The organism is Polynucleobacter hirudinilacicola (assembly GCF_002192535.1).
Classification (GTDB): Bacteria; Pseudomonadota; Gammaproteobacteria; order Burkholderiales; family Burkholderiaceae; genus Polynucleobacter; species Polynucleobacter hirudinilacicola.
Window position 1 is genome coordinate 275,183 of the sequence record NZ_NAIA01000003.1, and the last position, 11,996, is coordinate 287,178.

General features: G+C 45.7%; 6 protein-coding genes. 5 read left to right on the forward strand and 1 reads right to left on the reverse strand.

Translation table 11 applies throughout. From position 1 onward, the window contains the following. The first annotated feature begins 23 nt into the window (after nt 1-23). A complete protein-coding gene (locus B6A14_RS05555) occupies nt 24-929 on the forward strand; it encodes an NAD kinase (RefSeq protein ID WP_087910287.1) in 906 nt (301 codons plus the stop codon). A 26-nt stretch (nt 930-955) separates the two neighbouring features. Next, the gene (recN, locus tag B6A14_RS05560; RefSeq protein WP_087909465.1) at nt 956-2,626 is read left to right on the forward strand and encodes a DNA repair protein RecN; all 1,671 of its coding nucleotides are present in this window, start codon (nt 956-958) and stop codon (nt 2,624-2,626) included. 3 nt (nt 2,627-2,629) lie between these two features. On the opposite strand, the gene glnE is transcribed toward recN, so the two are convergent. Next, nucleotides 2,630-5,443 carry a bifunctional [glutamate--ammonia ligase]-adenylyl-L-tyrosine phosphorylase/[glutamate--ammonia-ligase] adenylyltransferase gene (gene glnE, locus B6A14_RS05565; RefSeq protein WP_087909466.1) on the reverse strand — a complete coding sequence of 938 codons (2,814 nt, stop codon included), beginning with the start codon at nt 5,441-5,443 and terminating at the stop codon, nt 2,630-2,632. 78 nt (nt 5,444-5,521) lie between these two features. Here glnE and B6A14_RS05570 point away from each other — a divergent pair, with 78 nt between their 5' ends. Genes B6A14_RS05570 through tldD form a run of 3 tightly spaced genes read left to right on the forward strand, consistent with a single transcriptional unit; the run spans nt 5,522 to nt 11,996 of the window. After that, nucleotides 5,522-9,658 carry a YhdP family protein gene (locus tag B6A14_RS05570; protein WP_087909467.1) on the forward strand — a complete coding sequence of 1,379 codons (4,137 nt, stop codon included), beginning with the start codon at nt 5,522-5,524 and terminating at the stop codon, nt 9,656-9,658. Next, nucleotides 9,655-10,485 (forward strand): carbon-nitrogen hydrolase family protein, encoded by an 831-nt coding sequence (locus tag B6A14_RS05575; protein ID WP_087909468.1) that lies wholly within the window; start codon nt 9,655-9,657, stop codon nt 10,483-10,485. Before B6A14_RS05570 ends, B6A14_RS05575 begins: the two co-directional genes overlap by 4 nt. A 20-nt stretch (nt 10,486-10,505) precedes the next feature. After that, nucleotides 10,506-11,996, forward strand: a complete 1,491-nt coding sequence (gene tldD, locus B6A14_RS05580; RefSeq protein ID WP_087909469.1) for a metalloprotease TldD — start codon at nt 10,506-10,508, stop codon at nt 11,994-11,996.

The window sequence follows — 11,996 nt, forward strand, 5'->3', positions numbered from 1 at the left end:
TATGCCTATGGTTTAATCGTTATATGTTAAGCCCATCCCCAAATTCTTCCAAGAAGGCATTTAGCCGGGTAGCTCTTGTCGGCAAATTGCAGGCAGATGGGGTTGAAGAGCGCTTAAATGACCTAGCCAAACTGGTTTCAGGCCTAGGCTGTGAGGTTTTTATTGAGGCCGATACTGCCGCCCACCTTGGCTTAAATAGCTATCCCACCAAAACAGCCCAAGACTTTGCAGGGGCAATTGACCTAGTAGTAGTTTTGGGCGGTGACGGAACCATGCTGGGCATCGCTCGTCAATTGGCGGGCAGCAACGTTCCGCTCGTCGGAATCAATATGGGTCGCCTAGGCTACATGACGGATATTCCAATTCAGTCTGTAAAAGATACTCTCTCGAAAATCATCGCTGGTGAATACGAGGCTGATACCAGAACATTGTTAGATGCTGTTGTACTTCGTGACGGCAAAGTCATTAATCGTGCCTTGGCACTTAACGATGTTGTCGTAAACCGCTCTGGGATTTCTGGGATGGTGGAGTTAGCAGTGCGCGTCAATGGATCTTTTATGTATAACCAACGATCCGATGGTTTGATTGTCTCGACTCCAACCGGCTCAACTGCTTACGCTCTATCTGCTGGCGGCCCCATTTTGCACCCGCATGTTGCAGGCATTTTGTTGGTACCAATTGCACCCCACTCACTTTCTAATCGGCCGATTGTGTTGCCACAAGATAGCGTTACAGTGATTGAGGTCATTAATGGCCTTGAGGTGATTGTCAATTTTGATATGCAATCGCAAACCAATTTACAGAGTGGCGATACGATCGAAGTCCGTCAATCCGACAAAACAATTGACCTTTTACACCCCAGCAATCACAGCGACTACAAAACTTTGCGTGAGAAATTGCATTGGAATGAATACCCGTCGACCTTCTAATGTCGAGTTCTTTGCTACGCTAATACATGCTTCAAACTATCTCACTTCGTGACTTTGTCATTGTTGATCAACTAGAGCTAGACTTCTCTGCTGGGTTCACTGTCCTCACAGGCGAAACTGGTGCTGGCAAATCGATTCTGCTGGATGCGCTTAGCCTAGTTTTAGGAGAGCGCGCTGACAGTAGCCAAATACGGGAAGGCAGTAATCGCGCAGAAATCTCCGCCCTCTTTCGAATTGATCCAGAACTACTTCAACCATTTGGCCAATGGCTAGATGAACAAGGCTTTCCCACTGAAGATGATGGTCAAAGTCTTTTGCTTAAAAGAACTGTAGAAAGTAACGGTAGAAGTCGTGCTTTTATCAATGGCAGTGTCGCTACCTTGGCACAACTGCGCGAAGCAGGCGACCAACTCGTAGATATTCATGGGCAACATGCACACCAACTATTGCTAAAGGGTGGTGCTCAACGAGAATTACTCGATCGTCATGCTGGCTTATTACCCCTAGCCACTGAGGTAGCCCAATCATTCAGAACACTGAATGAATCTCGTCGTCGCCTAGAACAAGCAGAAAATGCAGGGCAAGATATTGAGCGTGAACGTGAGCGCTTAGAGTGGCAACTAGAAGAGCTCACTGAGCTATCACCACAAGAGGGTGAGTGGCTCAGCATTCAAAGTGAACATGCACGACTTGCCAATGGGGCAAAAATTATTGGTGGCTGCCAAGAAGCGATTGAGGCTTTAAGTGACGCTGATAACTCGATTGAATCCAGTCTCTCTAAGGTATGTGGCACTATTGGCGCATTGGCAGAACATGATCCAGCCCTCAGTAATATTAGCGAGACCCTGGAATCTGCCCAAATTCAATTAGATGAAGCCATTCATAGCCTCAATCGATACTTACAAAAAGTAGATCTTGACCCCGCACGACTTGCACAAGTTGAAGAGCGCATGCAAGCCCTTCATAGTGCTGCTAGAAAATACCGTACTGAGGCAGATGGATTACCAGCGCTACTACAAGAGACTGCTGAACGCCTAGATGCCCTGACTGCATCTCAGAATATTGAAGCCTTACGTGAAAAAGTAAAGCAGGAAGAAGCCGCTTATCTCAAGCTTGCAAAACAACTCTCGCAAAAACGTGCAGGAGCCGCAAGCCACCTAGGCAAATTGGTTACAGATGCAATGCAGGATTTATCCATGGCAGGGGGACGCCTGGAGATTGCCTTAACTCCACTAAATGAAGGTGGGTCACACGGCTTAGAGCAAGTTGAATTTTTGGTTGCAGGGCATGCTGGCAGTACGCCACGCTCTTTGGCTAAAGTTGCCTCCGGCGGCGAGCTGGCACGTATCAGCCTAGCAATAAGCGTAATCACTAGCAAAGCATCATTTACACCCACCCTCATATTTGATGAAGTTGATGCCGGTATTGGTGGCGCCGTTGCAGAAACTGTTGGCAAGCTGTTACACCAATTGGGACAATCTCATCAAATCTTGTGCGTCACCCATTTACCTCAAGTTGCAGCACAAGGTAATCACCATCTCAAAGTTAGTAAGTCACAATCAGGCGATAAAACAATCTCGCAAGTACAGCCTTTAGGTAGGGCAGAACGCGTTGAGGAGGTCGCACGCATGTTAGGTGGCGCAACAATCACTGATACCACACGTCGCCATGCTCGCGAGTTACTAGAACACAACTAGACTTTAAGAACTTCTCTCTGCATCAGAAGGTGCCTGGAAAATTTCTAGCCAGAGTGAGGTCACAACAGATCTAGCGTCTCTTAATTCAGACTCATTATCTAGCTTAATGCGGGTTTTTTCTGCCCCATCCAGACGCAAGCGATGTTGACGTGACCTTAATAGACGATAAGCACTACCCACTAAGTGGGCAATTTTTTGATCAACCAAACCTACCTCTCCAGCAATGCGGAGTAGGGCAATATTGCCAAGATTGCCAATCAGTTGTGAGTGTTGATGTGAGTAAGCTAGTACCAAGAACTGCACAATAAATTCAATATCCACCATGCCGCCAGAGTCGTGCTTGAGGTCGAACTCGCCACTTGCATTGGGATGACCCGCATGAACCTTACGGCGCATCTCCAGAATTTCAATCCGCAGCTGATCAATATTTCGTTGCTGACTTAATACTTCTGAGCGCACTAGCTCAAAGTCTAAGCCTACGACTGCATTACCTGCCGAGCAGCGTGCCCTAGTTAAAGCTTGATGCTCCCAAACCCAAGCGGCATTATCACCTTCACGCATTTGATACTTCTTAAAAGCCTCAGCATTGGTTACTAAAAATCCAGCCGAGCCATTAGGGCGAAGCCGAGTATCAATTTCAAATAAACTGCCGGTCGATGTAAACGCAGTTAACCAATTAATCATGCGTTTAGCTAATAGTGCATAGATTTCTTGCGCAGCATAATCAGCCTCATCTGATTGGTACAAAAATACCAAATCAAGATCAGAAGCATAGCCAAGCTCTTTACCACCCAACTTGCCATACGAAATCACTGCAAATGGCGCAAGGAAATCTTGTGGTAAACCAAACTTCTGAGCTACACCAGGCCATACCCGTTCAAATGTAGTCTGCAACATCAGGTCGGCTAATGCGGATAAATGATCACTCACCTTTTCAACTGATAGAGGCTCATCAACACCGATACCAAGGTCGGCTAAGAGCGTGATAAATGTCTCAGTATGGTGAGTTACGCGCAAAATATCCATCGCCTGCTCCGAGCCGTCACCTTCAGCCATGACATCATCAAGACGCATGTTCAGATTAGCTTTTACTTCTTGCCAATACTCCTTAGGCTGCTCGATCAAGGCCATCTCAGTTCTTGAGTTGAGTAAGTGATCCAATAAATGTGGGTGTCTTGTCAGATATTGAGCGCCCCATTGAGATGCTTTGAGTAAATCGAGCACATTGAATAGCGCCCTTGGGTATTCAGCCAAAATAGATAAGTAGGCACTGCGTCTTGCAATAGCCTCTAGTAAATCAAAAAATCGCAATAGGGCCTGATCACCGCCATCATGCTGCAAGCTTTCTGCAGCCTTACGCATCAAATTATCAAAGATAAGTCGACTTTTCTCGGGCAGCTGTCTTTGCTTAGGGCTGTCAACCCACAAACTCCAGCGCGCAAGAGTTTGTGGGAAATATTGCGCATCTGGCTCCCAACTTAAATCTATGGGAACAAGCTCTAATCGAGAACTGTCATCTAATAAGAACGCTTTTTCAAACAGACGAGCAACATTATTTTGATGACGATCTAACTCCGCCATGAAAGATTGACTCTCGCTTTCTAGACCCCCTTCTGCCATTGATGAAGCTAAGCGTGAACGAGCTGACTCATCATCTGGTAGGTAGTGGGTTTGTTGATCATCCCAAACCTGAATACGATGCTCGAGGCGCCTCAAAAAAATGTAAGCCGATTGCAAGGCCTCGATTTCTTCTGAGGGCAAAATTCCTCGCCGCCCAATTAAACTGAGAACCTCTAAAGTAGGGCGGATCCTAAAGCGAGGGTCAGTTCCTCCTCGCATCAACTGAAACATTTGCGCGAGAAACTCAATCTCTCGAATGCCGCCGCGACCCAACTTAATATCGCGGGAGCGGCCCTGATGTCCTGATGAGCGCTTATCAGCCTCATGCTGAATCTGTGCATGCAGATCCCGGATGGATGCGATCACGCCATAATCCAAATGGCGTCGATATACAAATGGGCGAATGAGTTGATCCAACTCCTTTGCACAATACAGATGCTCAGATGAACCAGGTAACGGTGCAATCAGGCGACCTTTAATCCAGGCATAACGCTCCCACTCTCTACCTTGAACTAAAAGATATTCTTCTAGCATCTCCAAGCTGCATACCAATGGCCCTGAGTCACCATTAGGGCGCAAGCGCATATCTACCCGAAAAACAAAACCATTTTCATCATGCTCAGATAAGAGCCTCATTAAATGCTTACCCATACGAGAGAACCATTCATGGTTTGAAAGGCTCTTGGGTCCACCTAAAGTTTCACCCTCATGCTCATACAAGAAAATCAAATCGATATCAGAGGAGAGGTTCAGCTCGAGGCCGCCTAATTTGCCCATGCCAACGACCATCAGAGGCATCTCAGCATTATTGGGCTTACTCCAAGGAAGCCCAAATCGATTTTTTAAATCCTCGCGTATGTAAGCAATAGAGTTTGCAACCGCCAACTCAGCAAAATGGCTCAGGCCATGAGTTACCTCATCTAAACTCGCCATTCCATTGAGATCCCGAAATGCGATCCAAATCATTAACCGCTGCCTAGCAAGCCGCAGATTGGCCATAAACTGGGCCTCTTCCAGCCCCAACCCCTGCTGAGAGATTCCAGAAGTTTTTAGTAAATTTTGGATGCCCTGCAAATCGACCTTTATCTGTCCGCAAGACCTCAGCCAGTCAATCCATTCGGGGCGAGCATTGAGCCAGCGCCGCGCATAGGTGGAATGCTGCTCTAGAAAAGCAATTTGTCGAGAAAATTCATCCATTCCCCCATCTTAATCCGTACCCTAATTCTGATGCTAGAAGCTTGGCGACCGACTCCAGGCTGACGGATAATAGGGGTCATGCTGCAAAACATCATCCCGCCTCGCCTCAAGAGCTTGCTGGCAAAACGCCCCCAAAGTTTTGACGGGCCTTGGCGTAAACGCGCCCTCTTTCTTTGCGGATTTGTTTTGGTCTTGTTTGTGGTCGGCCACCTGGGAATTCGTTTCATAGTTTGGCCTCAAATTGAAAAATCTAAAGCTTCAGTAGAAAGACTCATTAGTGCTCGCATTGGTGTTGATGTTGCCATGGATGATTTAAGGGTTTCTTGGACTGGCATCCGGCCCGAGTTTGAGCTCGATGGCCTACGCTTTAATGGCCCTGACAAATCGAGGCCCTTATTGCAGATTGCCAAAATTCGCGGTGAGCTCAGCTGGAATTCCTTCTACCACCTAGCACCCTATTTCCATGAGCTCTACTTTGAAGGCGCTCAAATTTATGCTGAGCGCGATAAAAAAGGCTTGATCAATATTGCCGGCATTGCAACTCACGGGAATTCAAATGATTACGGATTCGAAAATTGGCTTCTCGCGCAAAACGAGATTGAAGTTAACAATGTTGAAATATTTTGGTCTGATCAGCTAGATAAAAAATTAAGTACTTCGTTTCAAATTCAAAATCTAGTACTCATTAATGGCCTACGCAGTCATAAAGCCTCACTGAAAACAACAACTCCGTGGGCTAATGGCCCCATACAGGTTGAGGCAAACTTTGTTCACCACCTCGGTGGCCAGGCTGGCAATTGGCGTGACTGGATTGGTAATATCTCGTGGGATGTAGCCGATCTCAATCTCAGTCAAATTGCAAAAGAATTTACTCTTCCACTCCACGCTTTAGAGGGAAAGCTGAGCTCTAAGGGAAAATTAAAAATTGATAACGGCCAACCCGATGGTGGAGTAGTCTTTATAGCTGCAGATAACCTTGTAATTCAGCTCGCCAAAAATGAAGATGGGATTGCTTTAGGTAGATTGGAAACCAATCTCACCCAAGAAAATGATGGCGGCTTAATTTCTGTCACTACCAAAACATTTGCCTGGCGCGATATTGATAGTTCAAAGACTGGGCCATTAGAAAACTTAAGTCCGATGACTTTTGCCTGGAGTCCTCCAGGTTCCGATGGTGAGATTAAAGAATTTAGATTCTCTTCCCCTAAAATTTTGGTTGAAGATGTAGCTCTATTCGCATTGAACTTACCGCTATCTAAAAAAGTTCATCAATGGATTAAGGCCTCTCGTGCAGATGGTGAATTACAAAATCTCGATATCCGCTGGTCTGAGAGTAAATCTTCCCTATCGTCATTAAATATTCCTGGTGGATGGTTTAAATCAAACAAATTGGATTTTTCTATTAGCGCCAAGCTTGTTAATCTGGGCTTTATTGGCATCGACAAATCTATGCCATCTGCTTCAAATCTATCCGGGTTTATTAGTGCCGATCAAAATCAAGGAAGCTTTTCTATTAATTCCAGCGACCTCGAGATTGAGATCAATGATTTATTGGTTGATCCCAAAATTCAATTAGATCGCGCCAATGGACAGGTGACCTGGTCAAAGAAAAAAGGGAATTGGATTGTTAATGCAAAACAGCTGGCCCTCAGTAATCCGGAAATAGATACAACGCTCAATATCAATTACGTGATTGGGGCCGCCAAGAAGCCGGATTTCATGACTCTGGATATGGACTTTGCAAAAGCCGATCTAGCTACCGCATACCGCTACCTACCTCTTGGCATGGGTAAAGAGGCCAGACAGTACTTGAGCAAAGCATTTACTGCAGGCACCATACAAAAAGGTAGCCTACATATTAAAGGCGATCCCAATGGCGTCCCCTTCCCCAATAGTGGCGATGGTGAATTCACCCTCAATCTACCAATCGTAGGGGCTACGTTCTACCCAGTCCCGTTATTGCCAAGCAACTTAGGAGTTTGGTCTGCATTTAGCAAAGTAAATGGCGTACTTGCAATGCAAAACTCAAACTTGAAGGTAGATATTTCTAAAGCTAACTTCAAAGATGTACAGCTCAGTCAATTCCATGCAGAAATTCCAAATGTCAGTGCAAAGCAGTTAATGCTATCCGTGAATGGCAATGCCCAGGGCGATGCTCCACAGATGCTAGAGTATCTATTCGCCTCTCCATTTGCTAAAAAGCAAAATAAGATAGAAAAGAATCTACGAGTAAGTGGGCCAATTAACCTTGACCTAGGACTAAAGATCCCCCTCTCGACTAACGATGACACTGGCGTTGATATCAAGCTGGATCTAACTGGTAACAAAGCACAGTGGGCAAATTTACCGCCACTGGAGAATCTCAAAGGAAAAATTCGGATTACCGAAGTGAATCCTGAATTTGAAAATGTCACTGCAACCTTCTTGGGCGGGACTTTAAACATCGGTAGCTCACCCTCAGCACCAGGTAAACAAAACTTTAATATTACGGGCGCTATTACTGCGAACTTTATTAAAGACTATCTTGTAAAAACACTCAACAATGAGGCTTCTCCAATTCTGGAGGCAATGAGTGGATCTGCCAAATACGAAGGCACTCTCAGCTTTAATAAAACTGGTAGCGAAACCAATCTCAAATTTGATCTGCGTAATTGGGCAAGTGCCGCTCCAATGCCAGCCAAGAAGCTGATGGGTACACCCATGACTGGGCAAGTGCTCTTTAAAACAACTACCAGCAATGAAGGTAGCGCAAATCGCTTTAGCTGGACTGGAAAGTTTGGAGACCTATATACAGTTCAAGGAGACATGAATAGCAATGATGAGTTGCGCTATGCCCTTGGCATAGGTGCACCGGCGAATTTATCCCAGACTGGATTCCAAATGAATCTAGCTAGCAATGAGCTCGATATGGATGCTTGGTTAGATTTCTTTGGAAAACAAAAACAACAAAGTAATACTCCCCCAATAACTAGCTCTGAAACCACTAGCGTTAATTTAACTGCACAGGTGAAGAAGCTCATTTTGTTTGACCGCATCTGGCAAGACCTCAATTTATCGGCAAGCAATAAAACGAATGCTTGGCAGTTGCGAATTAACTCGCCTCTCATTGCAGGTCAAATACAGTATCAGGAATCCAATAATGCCAATCCTAGCGGCCTAGTGAGCGGAAATTTAAGTCGACTCAAGGTTCCAGATGAGTTCACCCCAGTAATAGAAACAACTAAGGTAGCACAAAAGACTAATGTTGTTGTGAAGAGTAAGCTTTCACCCAATTCAATTCCAAGTCTAGATGTGACCATCGATGACTTGAATTGGTCAAAGGCACATCTTGGACAAACTAAACTCAAAACAAAGACTAGCAACAATCTATTAACAATAGAATCGATTCAATTTAATAATCCCCAAAGCAACTCAATCACCACCGGGCAATGGATTGGTGCCACACCAAACCAAGCCGAGCATAGCAGTATGAATATAGATTTGGATGTGAAAGATGCTGGGCGCATTATTGCTAATTGGAGTTCACAAAAATCTGTTGAAGGTGGCCAAGGCAAGCTGACTGCCAATGCAGAGTGGGATGGCTCGCCCTTTAGTCCCAAATATGAAACTCTTGCTGGTAAGGTCAACCTCAATCTGGAAAAAGGACGCTTATTAGAAGTCGATACTAGCGGCGCTCAAATTTTGGATGTGCTAAGCCTGCAAAGTCTCTTCAGATTTGCGACCTTAGATCTTCAAGGTAGCCTAGGTAATATTGTTAGCAAGGGAACGCCCTTCAACAATATCAATGCAAGCTTCGACCTTAGTAATGGACTGGCCCAAACCAAGCAATTCACCATGAGCCTAGATCAGGCTAGAGTAGCGATGGTAGGACAAATCAATATTCCCAAACAAACACAAGATCTGCGCGTGACTATCTTCCCAACCATTGACGCAACTGCTGGCTCCTTAGCTGCTTTTGCGATCAACCCTATTGTTGGATTGGGTGCACTCGTTGGGCAATACCTCATTACTAATCAAATTAATCGAAATTTACAATCTGATTATTTAATTCAAGGCTCTTGGGATAAGCCAGAAGTGATTCCGCTAGATCAAAAAGGTCAGCCGATTGATAATAAAACTTTAAATACGATACGTAGCAAAGATTTACTTAAAGAACAAAGTAAACCCAGCCCAAACAACGCACCAACCCCAAAACCGCAAACCCAGGCTTTATGAGCAAATCCAACTCTGTAGAACTCAAAATTGCCGCGATTCAGATGGTATCTAGCGCATCAGTTCAAGCAAATCTAGAGACGGCTGGCAGGCTGATCCAAGCAGCAGCTCAGGATGAAGCTCAGGTTGTCGTTCTACCGGAATACTTTTGCATCATGGGTCTGAAAGACACTGATAAGGTCAACATCCGAGAAGCTTTTGGTAGCGGGCCAATTCAAGCAGAACTTGCAGAGCTGGCTAAGGCTAATGGTATTTATTTAATTGCGGGGACCATTCCCCTTAAAGCAAAAGATCCAAACAAAGTATTGAATACAACCCTCGTCTTTGGCCCAGATGGGCAGAGAGTAGCGCGCTATGACAAGATTCATTTATTTGGTTTTCAGACCAATACTGAACGCTACCAAGAGTCTGAAACGATAGAAGCTGGTGAGATACCCGGCATCGTCAAAATTACAGCCAATAATACTGAGTGGACTCTTGGACTGAGTATTTGTTATGACTTGCGCTTTCCAGAACTGTACCGCGCGCTTGGGCAAGTAGATTGCCACATCATTCCTGCTGCCTTTACTTATACAACTGGTAAAGACCATTGGGAAATCCTCTTGCGGGCTCGTGCTATTGAAAACCAATGCTACGTCTTAGCATCTGCGCAAGGCGGGATACACCAAAACCAAAGGCGGACTTGGGGCAATACCATGCTGATCGACCCTTGGGGTAGCATCCTAAGCACTCTTAACGAAGGGGAGGGGTTTATTTCTGGGGTTTTAAGCAAAGAAAAATTAAACGAGGTACGCTCTAAGTTACCCGCACTTGCACACCGTAAGCTTTAAAGAAAGATTTGCTGAATCACATGAATGCACCTGAAGCACTATTTCCCGCGAATTGGGCCAAAGCCAAAAAGCAGGCAGATCTTCTTAAATTAGCCAAGTCCATTCTGCTTGAGCCAACTGGACTCTCAGAGCAAGATCTCCATAAGACATTTGGCAGCATGTTCACCCATCACCTTGATGATGCTGATTTGTACTTCCAACATACTCGCAGTGAAAGTTGGAGTCTGGAGGAGGGAATTGTCAAATCTGGTAGCTTCAATATTGACCAAGGCGTGGGAGTTCGAGCTATTTATGGTGATAAGACTGCCTTTGCTTACTCTGACGAAATTAATTTAGAAGCGCTGACTAAAGCTGCTAAAGCTACCCGCGTGATTGGCCCACAAGGTGGTAAGCAAGCCGTTGCTAGCAAGTTATTCAATCCCATATCCAATAAGCTTTACTCCGATATGAATCCTTTAGACTCATTACAGCCTAAAGAAAAAATTGCCCTACTAGAAAGCATTGAGCGTCGCGCAAAAGCACGTGATCCTCGGATTATTCAGGTGATGGCAAGTCTTGCTGGTGAATTTGATGTTGTTCTAGTGGTACGTGCAGATGGCTTGCTTGCTGCAGATGTAAGGCCACTAGTGCGCGTTTCAGTTCATGTGATTGCCGAGCAAAATGGTCGTCGTGAGTCTGGGTCTTCCGGTGGTGGTGCGCGCCATGACTATCATTATTTTGACGCCGCTCTGATCAACCAATATGTGGATGAAGCGGTTGATGGCGCCCTCATCAACCTGGAATCTCGTCCTGCGCCTGCAGGCCCAATGACAGTTGTCATGGGCCCAGGCTGGCCAGGTGTTCTGCTACACGAAGCAGTTGGTCATGGTCTTGAAGGTGACTTCAACCGTAAGGGTTCCTCAGCATTTGCTGGTCGTATTGGGCAACGCGTAGCAGCTAAAGGTGTCACTGTGGTTGATGATGGCACCCTCTCTGGCCGCAGAGGATCATTGAACATTGACGACGAAGGCACGCCCACTCAATGCACCACCTTAATTGAAGATGGAATTTTGAAGGGTTATATTCAGGATAGTTTGAATGCGCGACTGATGAAAATGCCACTGACAGGTAATGGCCGCCGCGAAAGTTTTGCATCACTTCCAATGCCACGCATGACAAATACTTACATGCTAGCCGGCAAGGACGATCCCCAAGAAATTGTGGCGAGCATCAAGCGTGGTTTATACGCAGTCAATTTTGGCGGTGGCCAAGTTGACATTACCAGTGGCAAATTTGTGTTCTCGGCGTCTGAAGCGTATTGGGTTGAAAACGGCAAAATTCAATATCCCGTCAAAGGTGCCACGATTATTGGCAGCGGCCCCGAGTCCTTAAAACAGGTCTCCATGATTGGTAACGATCTCAAATTAGACGGTGGCATCGGGGTTTGCGGCAAAGAAGGGCAAAGCGTTCCGGTCGGCGTTGGACAGCCCACTTTACGCATCGACAGCCTCACTGTCGGTGGAACCGCCTGA

What these genes read in the sequence shown, in the direction of transcription:
- B6A14_RS05555 (WP_087910287.1), top strand. Translation starts at nt 24, where the DNA reads ATGTTAAGCCCATCCCCAAATTCTTCCAAGAAGGCATTTAGCCGGGTA.
- recN (WP_087909465.1), top strand. Translation starts at nt 956, where the DNA reads ATGCTTCAAACTATCTCACTTCGTGACTTTGTCATTGTTGATCAACTA.
- glnE (WP_087909466.1), bottom strand. Translation starts at nt 5,443, where the DNA reads ATGGATGAATTTTCTCGACAAATTGCTTTTCTAGAGCAGCATTCCACC.
- B6A14_RS05570 (WP_087909467.1), top strand. Translation starts at nt 5,522, where the DNA reads ATGCTGCAAAACATCATCCCGCCTCGCCTCAAGAGCTTGCTGGCAAAA.
- B6A14_RS05575 (WP_087909468.1), top strand. Translation starts at nt 9,655, where the DNA reads ATGAGCAAATCCAACTCTGTAGAACTCAAAATTGCCGCGATTCAGATG.
- tldD (WP_087909469.1), top strand. Translation starts at nt 10,506, where the DNA reads ATGAATGCACCTGAAGCACTATTTCCCGCGAATTGGGCCAAAGCCAAA.